The sequence below is a fragment of the Paraburkholderia sp. CI2 genome (assembly GCF_014201055.1).
GTDB lineage: Bacteria > Pseudomonadota > Gammaproteobacteria > Burkholderiales > Burkholderiaceae > Paraburkholderia > Paraburkholderia tuberum.
Genome location: NZ_JACHDL010000001.1, coordinates 278,551 through 296,590 on the forward strand (window position 1 = coordinate 278,551; position 18,040 = coordinate 296,590).

Consider the following 18,040-nt stretch of genomic DNA (forward strand, 5'->3'; position numbering starts at 1 on the left):
TCATGGGAATATCCCACAACCCGGTCGGCGGCGCCGACCGTTCACAGCCATCCGGCTTGTCCCGGTCGCAGTGGAAGATGATTCTCATCGCAAGCCTTGGCGGCTCGCTGGAGTTTTACGATTTCATCGTCTACGGCTTTTTTGCCCATAACATCGCGGCCCAGTTTTTCCCGAACTCGTCGTCGCTGGTCAGCATGCTGGCTACTTTCTCCGTGCTCGCAATCGGGTACGTGATCCGACCGCTCGGCGGAATTGTGCTCAGTAGCTGGGGCGACCGGTATGGCCGGCGTCCAGTGTTTCTCGGCTCAATCATTGTGGTCACGACCGCGACGATCTGTCTTGGTCTGCTGCCCAACTTTCAAAGCTGGGGCATGACCGCATCGATCCTGTTGATCCTGCTGCGCATGCTTCAGGGTTTTTGCGTCGGCGGAGAAATGCCCGGCGCGATTACCTATGCAGTGGAAGCCGCGCCGCATCGGGCGGGGCTCGCCGCGGGCATTATTATCTGCGCGGTGAACCTGGGTGTTTTGCTGGCCACATTCGTCAACCTCGGCATCCAGACCTACCTGTCCGCCACGGACGCGGCGGCGTATGGCTGGAGGATCGCGTTTCTTTTCGGCGGCGTTTGCGGGATCGCTTCCTACCTGATGCGCCGTAATCTGGACGAGTCGCCCGAGTTCAAGAAGATGCAAGGAGCTGTCGTCAAACAGCCGTTTCGCGAGACCTTGCGACGTCATGGCAAAGCGGTCGCGACGGGGGCATTGGCGATCGCCGTGATGGCCGGCGTCAACGGCATACTTTATGGCCACATGCCCGCCTACCTCGTCCAGCAGCTGCACTATGCACCACGGACCGCGGCGATTGCCCAGAACGCTTATCTGATCGTCAGTTCCCTCGGCCTCCTCGCCGCAGGCTGGCTCGGGGACAAGATTCCACGCCGGTACCTGCTTCGAGCGTCAGCGGCGCTGCTGATCGCATTGAGCTACCCGTTCTATGAAGCGCTGGCGAGTCACACCGTCAATCCGGTGGTGCTGTTTGTGCTTGCCGGCCTGGTTTTTTCACTGGCAAGCGGGACATGGGCGTCGGTGCTCGCCGACCAATTCCCTGTCCAGGTCAGATTCAGCGGAATCGCGCTGGCTTATAACCTGGCCGTTGTCGTATTCAGCGGCTTTGCGCCCTTGCTGGCGACCATGCTGATTCGCATGACCGGCTCCTTGGCAGCGCCAGCCTGGTATGTCATCGCCGCATGCACGGTCGCGCTGCTTGCGAGCTATGGGTTGCCGACGGGAAAGTCTCGGGCCGGGTCGCCTTCGAAGACAGATGGACTGAGCGGCGAACTGTTGCGTTGAGCCGAATCGAGCCACGACGCGGCCGGCACCGTCTCTCACAAGAGGTATCCATGCAGTATTTTCGGGAGATTTACGATGAAAGATGCGTCCATTCAGGCCGCCGTCGAGGCGTTGGAACAACAGCGCTGCGACGCCACGGTGGCTGGAGACCTGCTCAAACTCGCGTCGCTACTCGACGACGATCTGACGTTCGTCCATTCAGCTGGCTACGTTCACGGCAAGTCGGAGTATCTGTCCTTCCTTACCGAGAAGATCAAGGTGCGTCAAATCGTGCGTCCGCAACCGCTCGCGTATAGGTTCCTGCCAGACACCGTGATCACGACGGGCCATCTCGAGCAATCCCTGGTGCGCAGGACCGATGGATCTGAGCTCAACATTCGCGCGCTCATAACTGAAATCTGGGTCAAACGCGAGGGCGGCTGGAAACTGCTGCATCTCCATTCTGGGCGCTTGCCGGATTGACGCAGATCCCTATCTTGCCGTCCATCTCGGGGTAAGCCTGCACACCGATCCTGAACAGGTTCACGAGCTTATGCTGCGTGCCTGTCAGGCGCACCCGTCGATTCTCGACCATCCGGCGCCATCCGTCATGTTCAGTCATCGTCGATCACTAACGCGAGAAGCATGCCAGCACGCGAGTCGCCCGCTCATGCGCGCCAGATAGGTTTCGCACGGCTCGGTACGCGCGGCGATGTCGCTACTTGGTGCCCCGCAACCTGGGTGGTGCATAGGGGACCGCATTCGGCCCCATTGCAGTGCGTGCGCGTTGCAGGCGCTCGCCCGTCAAGGTGCGCACCGCAACGCGGCTACCCTCGATATGGCGCGCGATCAACGCAACGCTACGATCCGTTTCGCGACAACGAATCGCATCGAGGATCGCGACATGTTCGTCGTAGGTTTCGTCGATGCAGTCGCCATACACGAGATCGAGCCGCCGCACGACCCGGATGCGATCGGTCACGCGCTGCATCGCATTGGTCAGCTCGGCGTTATCGGCGGCCTGCACGAGGGCGTGATGAAACGCTTCGTCGAGCGCGACCATCTCGCGGCCGTCACGCCGGCGGTGAGCAAGCGGGATCTTCCAGATTTGTTCAAGCTGACCGAGCATCTGTGCGACGCCTTCGGAGAGCTCCCCTTCGGCACTCGCAAGCTTCGAGACCGCAAAGGTTTCAATCAGCTTGCGCATTTCGTACAGGTCTTCGAAGCGCTTGAAATCGACCGGCACGACTTCCCAGCCACCGCGCACATAGCCGCGCATCAGGCCGTCACTTTGCAGGCGCTGCAAGGCCTCGCGCGCAGGCGTACGGGACACGCCGAAGCGCTCGGCGATGCTGCCTTCCGTCACGCGGTCGCCGGGCAGCAGGCGCATATCGAAGATATCTTCGCGGACGCTGACATAGACATGATCAGCCCGCGAGGGGGGAATGCCGGTGATGTCGTTCACGCTTGGAACCTGAGTTGGCGAGTGTCGGCGCTGAGATTATTGTCCGACCCGAACGCGCCATGTCAACACACGATGAAAAAACCAGCATCGCACGGACATCAGCCGCGAGCGAAATACGCCTTTACAGCCGACAGAAACGTATCGATGTCCGCGCGCCTGCAGCGCGGACGATTTCGATTGAATTGAAAATCGGGTTATGCCGCCATGCGCTCACGAGTAGCTGCTGGCGAGCGAAAGCGCCGGGTTGCGCGCAGTGGCATCGCGCTGCTGTGGGTTGGGCGATTTCAGTTCCGAGCCGCGTTCGGACCCAACGCAGAAAAGATTGACCGCTCCAAGGAGGTTTCGTGCTTGCCGGTTCAAGGCGTCCACGGCGGCGCCCGATTGCTGGACGAGCGCGACGTTCTGTTGCGTGCTGTGCTCCGGGCTTGCGATCATCTCGCGGACCTCGCCGATCTGAAGCGTTTGCTGCTGACACGCGTCATGGATTTCGCTCATGATGCCCGTGACGCGCGCCGGCGAACCCACGACCGCGGTGATGGTCGAGCCCGCGTCATCGACCTGGGTAGCGCCGTCTTTCACGCGAGCGTCGCTCGCCACGATCAGTTGCCTGACTTCCTTCGCCGCTTCTGCGCTACGTTGCGCGAGGACTCTGACCTCGCCGGCCACCACGGCAAAACCACGTCCCTGGCTACCTGCCCGCGCGGCCTCGACCGCCGCATTCAGCGCGAGGATGTTGGTCTGGAACGCGATCCCGTCGATGACCGAGATGATCTCCGCGATGCGCGCCGACGACGCCCGTATCCCATGCATCGTCTCCACCACCCGGCCGACCGCCATGCCGCCTTCCCCAGCCGTTTCCGAGGCGTGCCTGGCAAGCTCGTCCGCGTGTCCCGCGTTCGCAGCGTTGGCGGCCACGCTCGCGTCGAATTCCTTGAGTGCGCCGGTGGCCTGCTCGAGCGCGCTGGCCTGGAGCTCGGTGCGCGCGCCAAGATCGGCATTGCCGGCGGCAATCGCGTGACTCATGTCGGCGACTGCATCGGCGCCATCGCGGCAACGCAGCTCAATTTCGCAGGATTTTATCGTCACCTGACGAGTTGCGCTGGAGACGACTCGGACGATCGCAGCGATAACACCGGCGAGCCGCCCGGCGCCGACTCGCAATGCGTTTATAGCGCAGGCAGCAGGCTCGGCAGGCTCGTCAGGAAGGCGCGCACGTGCATGGCAATCACCGCTGCGGCGGGCATGCTGTTTTCATTCGAATAGATGCGGCGGCGAATCGCCAGATGAGACACGGCGCCATGTAACAGCCAACCCACTTCGCCCAGTTGAGTCGGGTCGGCGGGCATGCGTAGACCCAGTTCATACGCGGTCTCCGTGACGATGATCTCGAGCGCATGGCTGACGATCGCGTTCGTATAGGCCGGCGCGGTGTGCAGGCCCTCGAGCGACGAATAAAGGAAGAGCCTCAGCCAGCGGCGCGTCAGGAGCGTATCATAGTACTCGCAATAAAAGCGGTTGAGTCGGCTTTCAATCGGCACACTTCGGTCTTGCAATTGAACGAACCAGATTGCGTCGAAGATTCCGACGACTTCCCGCTTGTAGACTTCATCAATCAAAGCGGCCTTGCTCGGGAACAGGCTATATAACAAGCGTTGCGATACGCCGCAGGCTTCCGCGATGGCGCGGGTCTGTGCGCCGAGACCATGCTCCGCGAAATATTCCGCGGCCTTCTCCAGCACGCGCGCCTGACGCTCGGCGCGCGGCAAACGCTGCGGCGCTTTTTTCATCGGCCGCTTGACCGCCGCGCGGTCGGCGCCGGTTCCACGGCTCGGCTTCTCGATAGTCCCTTTGGTCTTCATAGCTCCCTACGCTCTCGGATCATAGCTGTTATCATCACATGACGATTTACGTTTTGATAAAGTATACGCCCCGGGTGTGGGCGGCAGTCCCGCGCTGCCCTGCGTGACCCTCGCATTATCTCAGCCGTTGCGAAGCGAGCGTCGTCCTTGCTGCTGCCAACTAACCTGGAACTGGATGTTCGTCCATGTCCGCGTTGCCACGGAGGCATCGTGATGGGTGTCGGCGTGACGGCGCCCGCATTGGCACCGAATCCCGCCCAGCCGATGGCGGGCCGCCACGAACGCTCTCTTTAGCAAGCCTGAAGTACGTTGATGACGCGGCTCACGAGCAACGGGCGCGTATCGTGTCCATATTCGGCCATATGCGCGGAGGCCCCGTGCGCCCTCAACGCTTCCGCGCTTTCCCAGCGCTCGATGACAGCGAACGTGTCCTTGCCGAGCGGTGTCTGAATCGTCCCGAACTCAGGTACGTCGATGACGGCCTCGTAGCTGATGCACCCCTCTTCGGCCAACACCGCCGGCCGGTTCTTGTTGAAAAGTGCCAGCACGGCTTCGCGTTGACCGGGCTGTGCAGTGATTGTGGCAATGACATGAATCATCCGGGTACTTCTCCTTTTCTGTTTCGGCGCCGATCGCCGCGAGAAATCATAGCCGCGTTTGCGTACGTTTGCCGATAGAGCCTCATCGAGTTCAGACCGCACTTCCGACGTGGCTCGTCAGCGATTCGATCCGTCACTACGTCGCGACGCTCAGCACGCTCTTGCCTATCTGAACATGGCAGCGGCGTAATGCAGAGGTCAGCCTCGCGTCACCTGATCTGCGGACAATAGAGCTTACTCATCCTCGCGGCGGTGGCGCGGCGAGACCCCAGGCTTCATTCATCATGCCTGAAGCTGACCACAATTAACTTGAGAGGTAATTCACCATGAAGTCTCTGATCTATGCAGCGTTGGTTGCAAGCGCGCTCGTCGTCCCCGCAGTCTCCTTTGCACAGGACGTCACTGCGCCGCTGACGCGCGCCGAAGTGCGCGCGGACCTGGTGCAAGTCGAACAGGCCGGGTATCGCCCGAGCGCCAATGACTTGCACTATCCAACCGATATTCAGGCTGCGGAGGCGCGTATTCACGCGCAGGATGCCACGACGCCGGGCAGCATGGCAGTCGGCGGAGTGTCAATGAACGGCTCCTCGCAGTCGGGTGCGCCGTCGACGCCCGCAGGTACTCACTCGATCTACTTTGGTCACTGATGCACCTTCATGTGCATGTCATCCGTGAATCGTCGCTTGACTCTCCACCTAAAGCGATCTTCACCGAGAGGTAAGTGACGATCATCCTGAACGATACGGCAGTAACGCGAAGACCTCGCCTTTAGAACGCAGCCAACCCTTTGAATGCCGTCTGAAACGAGCCACGAGAACCCTCGATGGCCCTCTCAAACGTTGCGCCATCCGTCACAGCCAAACATGTCGCTGGCTCAACCGTGTTTTATGAGTGTGTCAGGCTTCAGAACTGCGGCCGAGGTCGGCCGTACATCGCGCGAGATCGCTCCAAGATGCTCTTACGTTTCCTCCAAGCCCTGGAATTCTCATGCTCGGTCTAGTTCGTGTCGCGCTCCGACGCCCCTACACTTTCGTCGTCCTCGCGATCTTCATCCTCATCATCGGGCCACTGTCCGCGATGAAGACGCCCACCGACATTTTTCCCGATATCAGAATCCCGGTGATCAGCGTGGTGTGGCAATACACGGGGCTGCCGCCGGACCAGATGGTCGGTCGGATCACGTCGCCGTTCGAACGCACGCTGACTACCACCGTGAACGATGTCGAACACATCGAGGCGGAATCGGTCGCTGGCTTTGGGATCATCAAGATCTTCTTCCAGCCGGGCGTGAATATCAGCACGGCGAACGCGCAAGTGACCGCGGTCGCGCAAACTCAGTTGCGGCAGTTGCCCGCGGGCACTACGCCGCCGCTGATCCTCAATTACAACGCGTCGACCGTACCGATCATCCAGTTGGCGCTATCCGGCAAGGGGCTGTCCGAGCAGAAGCTGGGCGACCTCGGTCTGAATGCGGTGCGTCCCGTTCTCACGACTGTCGCCGGTGCGTCGGTTCCCTACCCTTTCGGCGGCAAGACACGCCAGGTGCAGATTGACATTGATCCTGCGGCACTGCAGGCGCGCGGCTTATCCGCGCAGGACGTCGCCAATGCCCTGGCGGGTCAGAACCTGATCACGCCGGTCGGCACGGAAAAGATCGGCGACTACGAATACACGCTGCAACTCAACAACGCGCCCTCGGAAATCAAGACCTTGGGCGATCTACCGGTCAAGGCGGTCAATGGCACGACGGTCGCGATTCGTGACATTGCGAATGTTCGCGACGGCAGTCCGCCGCAAACCAATATCGTTCACGTGAACGGCCGGCGTTCGGTGCTGATGTCGGTACTCAAGAACGGTTCGGTTTCGACGCTCGGGATCATCTCCGGCATCAAACAGCAAATCGCCAACGGGAAAGCATCGTGGCCCGATAACCTGAATGTCGAGCCGATCGGCGACCAGTCGATCTTCGTGCGCGCAGCCATCACCGGTGTGGCACGCGAAGGCGTGATCGCTGCCGTGCTCACCAGCCTGATGATTCTGCTGTTCCTCGGCAGCTGGCGTTCGACGATCATCATCGCAACCTCGATCCCACTGGCCATCCTTGGCTCGATAGCCACGCTCTCCGCACTGGGCGAAACCTTGAACATCATGACGCTCGGCGGTCTCGCGTTAGCGGTGGGGATTCTTGTCGACGATGCGACCGTGACGATCGAGAACATCAACTGGCATCTCGAGCACGGCAAGGAGGTGGAGACCGCTATCCTCGATGGCGCCGCGCAGATCGTCACACCCGCGTTCGTTTCTCTTCTGTGCATCTGCATCGTGTTCGTGCCGATGTTCTTCCTGAACGGCGTGGCGCGCTTCCTGTTCGTGCCGATGGCGGAGGCCGTCATTTTCGCGATGATCTCGTCGTTCATCCTCTCGAGAACCCTCGTGCCGACAATGGCCAAATACCTGCTGCAACCGCATGCGCAGGGTGAGCATGCCGATGAGGCGCAGCGTCCGGGTCCGCTCGGACGCTTCCAGCGCGGCTTCGAAGCACGCTTTGAAACGGTGCGTGGCGTGTATCGCGGGTTACTCGAACTCGCGCTGAACCATCGGCGTCCGTTCGTCAGTTGCTTCCTCGGCTTCGTCGCGCTCTCGTTCGCCCTCGCGCCCTTGCTCGGCCGCGACTTCTTCCCGGCGGTCGATGCCGGGCAGATCCTGATGCATGTGCGCGCACCAGTCGGGGTTCGCGTCGAAAAGACCGCGCAGATATTCGCGAATGTCGAAGGCGCAATCCGGCAGATCATCCCGCCATCCGATCTCGGCACGGTGGTCGACAATATGGGTCTGCCGGTCAGCGGCATCAATACCGCGTACAACAACACCGGGACGGTCGGTTCGCAGGACGGCGACATCCAGATTGCGCTGAACGAAGGGCATCGTCCGACCGACGAGTATGTCCGCATCATGCGTGAACGATTGCCGCGCGAATTCCCTGGAGTCACGTTCTCTTTTCCACCGGCGGACATCATCGGTCAGATCCTTAACTTCGGCTCGCCGGCGCCGATCGACCTGCAGATCCGCGGCAACAACCTGAACGCCAACTATGCGTATGCAGACCGTCTGCTGCGCGCGGTCCGCGACGTGCCCGGCGTGGTCGATGCACGGATCGCGCAGTCGCACGGCAACCCCACCTTCAACGTCGATGTCGACCGCACGCGTGCACAGTTACTCGGCATCACCGAGCGCGACGTGACGAACAGTATGGTGGTGAACCTCGCAGGTTCGAGCCAGGTTGCGCCCACGTACTGGCTGAACAACGCGAACGGCGTGTCGTATCCGATCGTGATGCAAACGCCGCAATACAGTCTCGATTCACTAGCAGCATTGCAAAATCTGCCGATCACCGCCAGCGGTGGAGGCACCGCCCAGATCCTCGGCGGTCTGGCAACGGTCGATCGCACCACCAGCAACGAAGTCGTCAGCCAATACAACATCCAGCCCATGGTCGAGATCTTCGCGACCACCCAGGACCGCGACCTCGGCGCGGTGTCGGCCGATATCCAGCGCGTCGTGCACCAGAACGCCAGCACCTTGCCGAAGGGCTCGAGCATCGCGCTGCTGGGTCAGGTGCAGACGATGAACAGCGCCTTTGCCGGCATGTTGTTCGGCCTGCTTGGCGCAGTGGTGCTGATCTATCTGCTGATCGTCGTCAACTTCCAGTCGTGGGCCGATCCGTTCGTGATTGTGAGCGCATTGCCGGCGGCGTTGGCGGGTATCGTCTGGATGCTGTTCGCGACGCACACGACGCTCTCCGTACCCGCACTCACTGGCGCGATCATGTGCATGGGGGTGGCGACTGCCAATTCGATTCTGGTCGTCAGCTTCTGCCGCGAACGTCTTGCCGTCCATGGCGATCCGTTAAAGGCGGCGCTCGAAGCGGGCTTTACGCGCTTTCGCCCGGTGCTCATGACCGCGCTATCCATGATGATCGGCATGGCGCCGATGGCGCTCGCTCTCGGCGAGGGCGGTGAGCAAAACGCGCCGCTCGGCCGCGCCGTGATCGGCGGTTTGATGTTTGCCACCACGGCTTCGCTGTTCCTGGTCCCCGTCATCTTCTGTATTGTTCACGCGCGCCCAGGGCGCGCGGCGACCCCAGCATCCGTCCCGGGAGATCCTGCACATGTCGTCTGAATCCGCTTTTCCCACTAATACGCCATCGCGCCGTCCGCTTCGGGTTGCGGGTGTGATCGGCCTGCTGGTCGCCTTAGGCATCGTCGTTGGCGGTGTCGCGCTGCGAGCCGTCGACGCCCGCAAGCTGAAAACCTGGACGGAGGCTCAGGCCGTACCGACAGTCAATCTGATCCAGCCCATGCGCGACCCCAACGGACCTTCACTGCAACTGCCCGGCCGGCTCGAAGCGTTCACGCGGGCGCCGATTTTCGCGCAGGTCAGCGGCTACCTGAAATCATGGAGCGTCGATATCGGCGCGCCGGTCAAGGCGGGTCAAGTGCTCGCCGAAATCGAAACACCCGAGCTTGACCAGCAGCTCCTTCAGGCACGCGCCGATCTGCAGAGCGCGCAGGCGAATGCCGTCGTAGCGGGTACGACGGCGAAGCGCTGGGAGGCGCTAAGAGGCACCGATTCCGTGGCCCAGCAGGACGTCGACCAACGCACTGCTGATTACACCGCGAAGGAGGCGATCGTGGCGGCCGCGAAGGCCAACGTCGATCGCCTCGTCGCTACGAAGGCCTTCGCGCGGATCGTCGCGCCGTTCGACGGCGTGGTGACCGCGCGCGACACCGACGTCGGCGCGCTGGTGAACGCCGGTAGCGGTGGCGTCGGCCAGGAGCTGTTCGCGGTCTCCGAGGTCAAGCAATTGCGTGTGTATGTTCAGGTACCGCAGAACTACGCTCCCGCGATCCACGATGGCACGACCGCGACCCTGACCGTTCCCGAGTACTCCGACCAGCATTTCACCGCGCGCGTGATAGCAGCGGCAGACTCCGTCAATTCGAGTTCGGGAACGACGCTGGTGCAGTTGCTGGTCGACAATGCCAACGGCAAGCTGCTGCCGGGCGGTTTCGCCAGCCTGAAATTCACGTTGCCCGCGTCCGCCGATTCACTTCGGGTCCCAGCTAGCGCGCTCGTGTTCGATAGCCGCGGCGTCGTGGTCGCCACGCTCGGTGCGAACGGTCACGTACTGTTCAAGCAGGTGAAGATCGACCGCGATCTGGGCGACTCGGTGGAGATCGGCTCGGGACTCGCCGCCAACGATCGCGTGATCGATACGCCGCCCGATGGACTCGCCGACGGCGACGGCGTGCAGGTTGCGCCGGCCACTGACAGGAAGGCGACCGCACATGGTTAAGCCTGGACTTGTCGCGATTTTAACGGGCGTTCTGGCGCTATCCGCCTGCTCGCTCGCGCCGCAATATCAGCTGCCTTCGGCGCCGATAGCGGCGCAATACAAAACCGTTGGTCCCTGGACCGCCGCTCAGCCTGCCGACCGGATAGACCGTAACGGCTGGTGGAAAATATATGGCGACGCGCAACTCGACGATCTCGAAGCGCGTCTACTGGCAAACAACACCGATCTGCGCGCCGCGTACGCGCACTATGCGCAAGCGCAGGCTTTCGTCGCGCAGGTCGCGTCGGGACTGTATCCGACCATCAGCGCAAGCGCCGTGCCGCAGCGCGTTCGCCAGTCCGACGACCGGCCGTTGCGCGTGGGCGGCCCGAACGACTACAACTCCGTCACGCTCGGCGCCGAAGTCAATTACGACCTCGACCTGTGGGGCCGCGTGCGTGACTCCGTGGTGGCCGGCAAGGATGAGGCTCAGGCGACCAAAGCCGATCTGGCTTCGGTGAAACTGGCCCTGCAAGTGGCACTCGCAGACAATTACATCGGTTTGCGGGGCCTCGACCAGCAGACCGAGCTGCTGAACGAGACGGTCATGGCGTATGCGAAAGCGCTGCAACTCACGCAGACGCTGCATGGCAGCGGGATCGTGGCGGGCCTCGACGTTTCGCGGGCTCAAACGCAATTGTCGTCGGCGAAGTCCCAGTTGTCGCAGAATCTCGCGCAACGAGCGCTCATCGAACACGCGATTGCCGTGTTGGTCGGCACTTCCGCGTCCGAATTCAGCCTGCCGCAGCAGACCGCCGCCATCGCGTTGCCGGCGATTCCAACCGGCCTGCCCTCGACGCTGCTGCAACGTCGCCCCGACGTCGCAGCAGCGGAACGCCGGGTTGCCGAGGCTAACGCAAAGATTGGCGTCGCGCGCGCGGCATATTTCCCGGACATCACGCTGAGCTTGCAGGGTGGTGTGCAAAGCGCCGCCTATGCTGGACTGGTTAGCGCGCCCAATCTGTTCTGGGCGATCGGCCCGCAGCTCGTGCAATACGTCTTCGACGGCGGCTACCGTCATGCGCAACTCGATGCCGCGAAGGCGGCAACCGAGGAAGCCGGAGACCGCTACCGCAGCGTGGTTCTGTCGGCATTCCAGCAGGTCGAAGACAACCTTGCGCTGCTGTCGTATCTCGGCACCGCGCTTGGCGAGCAAAAGGATGCCGCGAATGCCGCGCAGTACTCGGTCGATCTGGCGTTGCGCCAATATCGCCAAGGCACTGTAGGTTACCTCGATGTCGTGCAGGCGCAGACCGTCGCACTCGAAGCACAACGCAGCGTGCTCGATATCCAGACACGCCAGCTAAGTGCCAACGTGCAACTGCTGCATGCGCTGGGCGGCGGATGGTCGAGCGATGAACTCGCCCAAGTGGCTGCCACGCGGGCACTCGTCGCGACAACGATGGCACAGGGCGCAAATTGAAGGCCTGCACAGGGCGCAAGCGGGAGGGGTGAGCCGGTTGCGCACGCTGTCGATAGCACGCGTAGCAGTCCGATGTGGCGGAACCTCTTCGGAATGCCGCGACTCTGGAAATTCTCCTGCGCGTGTCCGGCTTACGAACCGTGACGGGGAATCCGCCCAAAGAAAAGATGCTTGGGATCATTGAACCCGGGCGTCGAAGGGTGGCCAGTAGTGACGAGCGAGTCGACGAAGTTTTCGTCTTCGGCGCTCAGGCGGTAGCTCAAAGCTGGCAGATAATCGTCCCATTGCGCCGCGGTGCGTGGTCCGGCGATGGTTGAACTGATATAGCTGCTGTTGAGCACCCACGCGAGTGCGAATTGTCCCGCACTCAGTCCACGCGCCTCTGCATGCTCGCGAACGCGCCGTGCCAGCTCCAATGATTCGGGCCGCCATTCGGCCTGCTGCAAGCGGCGGTCGCCGCGCCCTGCACGCGTATCGGCCGCGGGCGTCACGCCCAATTCGTATTTGCCGGTCAGCACGCCGCGAGCGAGTGGGCTGTACGAAATCACGCCGAGGCCGTAACGGTGCGCAGCTGTCAGCTGTTCGGCCTCGGCCTGCCGATTCGCGAGGTTGTAGAGCGGCTGACTGGCTACCGGGGCAGCGAGACCCAGTGCCTGGGCGGTATGACTGAATTCGGCGATCTTCCATGCGCGATGGTTCGACAGGCCGTAGTAGCGCAATTTGCCGGCCTGGACCAGATCATTTAGCGCGCGCACCGTTTCATCGACCGGCGTGTCGTGATCTTCAGCGTGGAGGTAAAGCAGATCGATATAGTCCGTCTTCAGGCGCTTGAGGCTGGCCTCAACGGCTCGCACCATGTGTTTGCGCGACGCGCCGCGCGCATTGACGTCACCATCGCCGAATGGACTGGCAAATTTGGTCGCCAGCACCCAGCGATCGCGCCGGGCGGCGATGCAACGCCCGACGACACGCTCCGATTCACCGCCAGCGTAGACGTCGGCGGTATCGATCGAGTTGACGCCTTGTTCATGCGCCTGGTCGACGATGCGTGCCGCGGTTGCTTCGTCGGTCGGATCGCCGAACAGCATCGTCCCAAGCGTCAGCGTCGAAACCTTGAGGCCGCAGCGGCCAAGTTGGCGAAATTCCATTTGAGACTGTTCCGTTAATTTGAAGGATCTAACCTGGGAATTCCACGTGACACATCCATAGAGACGGGCACGTCGAGACCAGGTGATTGAAGCGACGACCGTTGGCACCCTCGTCTGGGCAACGCACCATTAGGGCCGTGCAAGGCTCCGCCCGTCGCGGAGAAACGGCCGCTTGGCCATTCATTCACTTTTGCCCGTCGTACTTCTCCACGAACTCGGCCGCCGTGAGCCCACGAAAATCGGCCAATGCCGCGTCAATGCGCTCGGCGCTCCAGTCCCACCAGGCTATCTGCTGCATGCGCTCCGAGGTGCGCGCGTCGACGCGAAAACGCAGCACCCGCGCCGGCACCCCGACGACGATGGCGAACGGCGGTACGTCCTTGGTCACAACGGCTCCTGAGCCGACCGCGGCGCCAGTGCCGATCGTCACGCCGGGCATGATGATGGCATCGTGGCCGAGCCACACGTCGTGACCAATCTCGACCGGCTCCTGGGCCCGCCACTGGAAGATGTCAGCGTCGTCGTCGAGGGACAATCCGTACGATCGTGAGCGATAGGTAAAGTGATGGTGGGTCGCACGCCACGAAGGATGATTGGGCGGGTTGATGCGTACGCCGGTGGCGATATTGGCGAACTTGCCAATGAGTGCGTGGGCGATCTGATTGTCACCCATCGCATAGCCGTAGTCGCCGATGACGGATTCGGCGACATGGCTGCGCGGACCGAGATAGGTGTAACGGCCAAAGTCGCTGGCGCGAACTACCGCCGTTGGATGGATTTCCGGATGCTCCGACAGAACGCGACCGAGCGCCCACGGATCGACGCCGACGCCATGATTGATCAACATATCGATTCTCGTGCTTCAATGATGAGGAGAGCCCTGGGCCGCCGGCTGCGCACTTCCCATGACGATCGCGCCAGGGCATGTAGAGCGACGGCGACGCAGGTGAGCGGCCCGCGTTCAGGTGACACGGCTGCGCAGGTAAGCGGAAACGCGTTCGGCACAGACGACCAGGACGAAGGTGGCGATCAACAGGAACGACACCGTCTGGTACTGGAACAGGTTCATTGCAGTCAGCAACTGGAAGCCGATTCCGCCTGCTCCAACAAAGCCGAGCACGAGCGACGAGCGCAGGTTTTCGTCGAAGCGGAACAGCCCAATGCCGAGCAGCGAGGGCAACACGCCCGGCACGACAGCATGGCTTAACACCTGCAGGCGCCCTGCACCGGTCAGCGTCAACGCTTCGACGGGGCCCATATCCATGTCTTCGATTACTTCCGCGAACAGCCGCCCAAGCATGCCGACCGAATGGACCGCAAGCGCAAGTGCGCCCGGAAACGGCCCCAGCCCGACCGCCGTGACGAACAACAGTGCCCAGACCAGATCGGGCACTGCCCGGGTGACGCCGATCAGCGCGCGCGCGGCGTAGTACAGGGGCAGCGCCGGTGTGACATTCGCGGCCGCCAGAATCGACAGCGGAAAGGCGAGCAGCACCCCGAACACCGTGCCGAAAATCGCCAGGTCAATCGTTTCGAGAACCGGCCACAAGTTCGGGACGAACTGATCGAACGCCGGCGGCACGGCGCGCGAAATGATGTCGACCATACCGTGGGCACCGGTAACCAGATCCTGCGGACGGGCCTGGACGACGATCCACGCCTGCACAAACAGCGCGAACAGCACGACGGCGGCACACACCGACCAGATGGTCCGGCTGCTCGACGAGCCCGTCGATGCACGCATTTCAAGAACCTTGCTCATGACGCCTCGGCCAAATAAAGGCTCGCGATCTGTTGACGGGAGACGGCCGACGCCGTCCGATCGAATTCAAGCAGGCCGCCGCGCAGACCGATCAGTCTGTCGGCATATCGCGTCGCCAGTTCGGGCTGGTGCAGTACGCACACCACCGCGAGACCTTCCTCGTCGGCGAGGCGGCGCAGCAGCCGCATGACTTCGTCGGCCGCTTCGGGGTCCAGACTGGCGACCGGCTCGTCGGCGAGCAAGACGTGAGGACGTTGGGCCAACGCGCGGGCCACCGCCACGCGCTGCGCCTGTCCGCCCGAAAGCGTGCCGGCGCGCTGGCGCGCCAGATGCAGCAAGCCGACCTCGTCCAGATAGGACAGCGCCGGATCGATCTCCTCGCGAGGCACCCGACCCAGCGCGGTTGCCAGCGTCCGGTGTCGGCCGAGCGCGCCGCAGCAGACGTTCGCCAGCACGCTGCGCCGCTTCACGAGATTGGCGTTCTGCGAGATCAACGCAAGCGGCAGACGCGCCTCACGCAAAGCTTTGCCCGACAGTGCGGCGAGATCGCGCCCAGCCACCTCGACCGACCCGGCGGTCGGCCGATTCAGTCCGACCACGCACTTCATGAAGGTCGACTTGCCGCTGCCATTGCTGCCCAGCACCACGACCAGCTCACCGGCGTGGACCGACACATTCATGCCGCGCAGCGCAGTGTGGCCATTTGCGTAACGCATCGTCAGATCACGGACAGCCAGCTTTACGCCGGGCCCACGCGTCGTATGGAGTGCTGCTCCGGGTAGGCTCGACACGCCGGCTGAAAACCGGCTCGCCGAATCTATCGGGACGCCGCCCGAGGTGCTGGACAGAGTGCTCACAGTTTTGCCAGGTCGATGTGAAGAGTCGAAACCAGATCGCGGATCTGGTTATAAGCAGCATCCGTCTGCGGCACCGTCTTCAGTTCCGGGTTCTCGTTCGATGCCAGGAACTTCTGATCGGCTTCCGGTAATTGGCGTAGATCGAGCGAACTCAGCACACTTGCCAGACGGGCCTTGAAATCCGCCGGCAAGTCTCCGCGCACGGCCAGCGGGTCGAGCGGAATCGGTTCCGATTTCCACAGCGTCACGTAAGCCGCAGGATCGAATTCGTTGTGTAGCTTGGCGCTGGCGATTTCTTCGCTGTTCAGCTCCCCCGCTTCGACCTTGTGGTTGCGCAGCGCCTCGAACGACGCCGTGTGGCTGCCCGCGTAGACTGCTTTTACGCCCTTGTCCGGATCGATGCCGTTCTTGCTCAGTCCGAAGGCGGGAAACAGATGGCCGGACGTCGACGCCGGATCGGCGTAAGCGAACGAGCGACCCTTGGTGTCGCCCAGCGTCTTGATGCCCGAGCCGGGCCACGTGACGATGGAGGCGTAGTAAGTGGCCGGCTTGCCCTGCTCGCCGGCGAACGTGGCGACGGCTTCAGCGTGCGCGACCTGGTGCGCGAGCACGTAGCCGAGGGGACCGAATTCGCCGAATTCGAGCTTGTTGTTGCGCATTGCCTCGATCTCGGCGTTATAGCTGGTTGCGACGTAAAGTTGCACCGTGCAGCCAAGCTTGTCGCCGATCATCCTGGCGAGATCCGTATAGACCGGCAGCATGCGCTGGGCCGATTCGTATGGTTCGACACCAAAGCGAACCACGCCATCGTTCGGACACGTACCAGCTGCATGTGCCGTAACGGAGACAAAACTCACGGCCAGAGCCGCGGCAGATAGAATTTTAGAGACCTTCATATTTTCCTCAATTTATGTTTCGTACATGCCAGGCGATTCAACAACGGATTGCTTTGTTCCGTCCATCAGACGACGCGCTCGCCTGCCCGATACGTCGCGCGGGGGACAGGCAGCGCATCGTGCATCCGCACGCGCACAAAATCGGCACGCAAACCGGGGGCGATCGCGCCGCGGTCGTCCAACCCGACTGCGCGCGCGGGTTGCGCGGATACCGTTGCCATCGCGCGCGGCAGCGTCCAGCCGGCCTTGCCGACCAGTTCGAAGGCGGCGGTCAACAGGCTCGAGGGCACGTAGTCCGAGGACAGGATGTCGAGCAGTCCGGCTTCTGCAAGTTCGATTGCCGAGACGTTGCCCGAGTGCGATCCGCCTCTTACGACGTTGGGCGCGCCCATAATCGTTGCGATGCCGTGTTCGCGTGCGGCTTGCGCGGCGATGCGGGTGGTTGGGAATTCCGCCAGGACGATGCCTTCGGCCGCTGCCTGTTCAACATGCTCGATTACGGTGTCGTCGTGGCTCGCCACCGGCACGCCGAGCTCCATGCAGCGCGCAACGATCTCGCGACGGTGCCGGTCGGCGAAACGTTCCTGTCCGTCTGAAAGCTCAGCAATCACTGCGGCGAAGTGTTCGTCGGTCAATTTGCCGTGCCGTTCCTGCCAGCGACGCCATTGATCCCGATCGTGCCATTGGCGCTGGCCCGGCGTGTGATCCATCACCGAAACGAGCCGCAGCAATGGATGTGTGCACAGCGAATCGAATACATTCACGACGTCGGGGGCGGCGATTTCGCAGCGCAGGTGGAGGAAATGCTCGGCACGCAGCAACTCGCACGCGGACAGGCGCGCGAGTGCCTCCACGCACTGCGTCTGAAGATCCCGGCTGTGCATGTCGACGTCCGAACGCGCGCCGATCCTGAGCGAATCGAATACGGTTGTGATGCCCGCCGCGGCCACCTGTGCGTCATGAATCACCAACGCCGCGTCAATATTCCATCTCACGCCCGGCCGCGGCGCCAGATGCTTCTCGAGATTGTCTGTGTGTAGTTCGACCAGGCCCGGCAACAGATAGTCACCGTTCCAGTCTTCGGCTTCGGCCGCCGACGTCGTGCCCCGTTCAAGGTCGACAATGACACCGTTTTCAATCCGCAAGGTTCCCGTAAATTCCTCGTCCCGCGTGACGACGCGAGCGTTCCTGATCAGCATCGACATGCTCCGTATGTGTGTCGGCTTTAGCGTGCTGCTGTACGACGCAGCGTTGGTCGTGATTCGACGCGATGAGTCGTGCTGTTGCGTCCGCGATCTCGACGCTCCG

Annotated in this window: 16 protein-coding genes; 6 read left to right on the plus strand and 10 right to left on the minus strand. The window is 62.3% G+C overall.

Features of this window, described 5'->3' with window-relative positions; all coding sequences use genetic code 11:
* Positions 1–2 precede the first annotated feature (2 nt).
* Both HDG32_RS01250 and HDG32_RS01255 read left to right on the plus strand, forming a co-directional pair.
* The gene (locus tag HDG32_RS01250) at positions 3–1,349 is read left to right on the plus strand and encodes an MFS transporter (protein ID WP_184062601.1); all 1,347 of its coding nucleotides are present in this window, start codon (positions 3–5) and stop codon (positions 1,347–1,349) included.
* 75 nt (positions 1,350–1,424) lie between these two features.
* On the plus strand, positions 1,425–1,811 hold the full coding sequence (locus tag HDG32_RS01255; RefSeq protein ID WP_184059839.1) for a nuclear transport factor 2 family protein: 387 nt from the start codon (positions 1,425–1,427) through the stop codon (positions 1,809–1,811).
* A gap of 235 nt (positions 1,812–2,046) precedes the next feature.
* Here the strand turns inward: HDG32_RS01255 and HDG32_RS01260 are convergent, their stop codons facing one another.
* The 4 genes from HDG32_RS01260 to HDG32_RS01275 form a co-directional block, all read right to left on the minus strand.
* Complete coding sequence (locus HDG32_RS01260; protein WP_184062603.1) at positions 2,047–2,793, minus strand: GntR family transcriptional regulator; 747 nt, start codon at positions 2,791–2,793, stop codon at positions 2,047–2,049.
* A gap of 210 nt (positions 2,794–3,003) precedes the next feature.
* Positions 3,004–3,954: a methyl-accepting chemotaxis protein gene (locus tag HDG32_RS01265; protein WP_260335482.1), complete on the minus strand. Its 951-nt coding sequence runs from the start codon at positions 3,952–3,954 to the stop codon at positions 3,004–3,006.
* 5 nt (positions 3,955–3,959) lie between these two features.
* Positions 3,960–4,652: a TetR/AcrR family transcriptional regulator gene (locus tag HDG32_RS01270; RefSeq protein WP_184062605.1), complete on the minus strand. Its 693-nt coding sequence runs from the start codon at positions 4,650–4,652 to the stop codon at positions 3,960–3,962.
* A gap of 290 nt (positions 4,653–4,942) precedes the next feature.
* Positions 4,943–5,353, minus strand: a complete 411-nt coding sequence (locus HDG32_RS01275) for a putative quinol monooxygenase (RefSeq protein WP_311539118.1) — start codon at positions 5,351–5,353, stop codon at positions 4,943–4,945.
* 224 nt (positions 5,354–5,577) lie between these two features.
* Here HDG32_RS01275 and HDG32_RS01280 point away from each other — a divergent pair, with 224 nt between their 5' ends.
* The 4 genes from HDG32_RS01280 to HDG32_RS01295 all read left to right on the plus strand — a co-directional run bounded on the left by HDG32_RS01280 (position 5,578) and on the right by HDG32_RS01295 (position 12,069).
* Entirely contained in the window at positions 5,578–5,898 is a 321-nt protein-coding gene (locus tag HDG32_RS01280) for a DUF4148 domain-containing protein (RefSeq protein WP_184062607.1), read from the plus strand.
* A 340-nt stretch (positions 5,899–6,238) separates the two neighbouring features.
* Positions 6,239–9,430 carry an efflux RND transporter permease subunit gene (locus HDG32_RS01285; RefSeq protein WP_184062609.1) on the plus strand — a complete coding sequence of 1,064 codons (3,192 nt, stop codon included), beginning with the start codon at positions 6,239–6,241 and terminating at the stop codon, positions 9,428–9,430.
* Positions 9,420–10,607: an efflux RND transporter periplasmic adaptor subunit gene (locus tag HDG32_RS01290; protein WP_184062611.1), complete on the plus strand. Its 1,188-nt coding sequence runs from the start codon at positions 9,420–9,422 to the stop codon at positions 10,605–10,607. The genes HDG32_RS01285 and HDG32_RS01290 overlap by 11 nt, the downstream gene beginning before the upstream one ends.
* Positions 10,600–12,069 (plus strand): efflux transporter outer membrane subunit, encoded by a 1,470-nt coding sequence (locus HDG32_RS01295; RefSeq protein WP_184062613.1) that lies wholly within the window; start codon positions 10,600–10,602, stop codon positions 12,067–12,069. Before HDG32_RS01290 ends, HDG32_RS01295 begins: the two co-directional genes overlap by 8 nt.
* 131 nt (positions 12,070–12,200) lie before the next feature.
* Here HDG32_RS01295 and HDG32_RS01300 read toward each other — a convergent pair whose 3' ends face one another.
* The 6 genes from HDG32_RS01300 to HDG32_RS01325 form a co-directional block, all read right to left on the minus strand.
* Positions 12,201–13,217, minus strand: coding sequence for an aldo/keto reductase (locus HDG32_RS01300; protein WP_184063356.1), 1,017 nt, complete (start codon positions 13,215–13,217; stop codon positions 12,201–12,203).
* 184 nt (positions 13,218–13,401) lie between these two features.
* Entirely contained in the window at positions 13,402–14,064 is a 663-nt protein-coding gene (locus HDG32_RS01305) for a DapH/DapD/GlmU-related protein (RefSeq protein ID WP_184062615.1), read from the minus strand.
* Positions 14,065–14,178: 114 nt separating this feature from the next.
* Complete coding sequence (gene phnE, locus HDG32_RS01310) at positions 14,179–14,979, minus strand: phosphonate ABC transporter, permease protein PhnE (protein ID WP_184062617.1); 801 nt, start codon at positions 14,977–14,979, stop codon at positions 14,179–14,181.
* On the minus strand, positions 14,976–15,659 hold the full coding sequence (locus HDG32_RS01315; protein WP_260335483.1) for a phosphonate ABC transporter ATP-binding protein: 684 nt from the start codon (positions 15,657–15,659) through the stop codon (positions 14,976–14,978). Before HDG32_RS01315 ends, phnE begins: the two co-directional genes overlap by 4 nt.
* A gap of 173 nt (positions 15,660–15,832) precedes the next feature.
* A complete protein-coding gene (locus tag HDG32_RS01320; RefSeq protein ID WP_184062620.1) occupies positions 15,833–16,732 on the minus strand; it encodes a phosphate/phosphite/phosphonate ABC transporter substrate-binding protein in 900 nt (299 codons plus the stop codon).
* A 65-nt stretch (positions 16,733–16,797) separates the two neighbouring features.
* Positions 16,798–17,931 carry an alpha-D-ribose 1-methylphosphonate 5-triphosphate diphosphatase gene (locus tag HDG32_RS01325; RefSeq protein ID WP_184063358.1) on the minus strand — a complete coding sequence of 378 codons (1,134 nt, stop codon included), beginning with the start codon at positions 17,929–17,931 and terminating at the stop codon, positions 16,798–16,800.
* Positions 17,932–18,040: the final 109 nt, after the last annotated feature.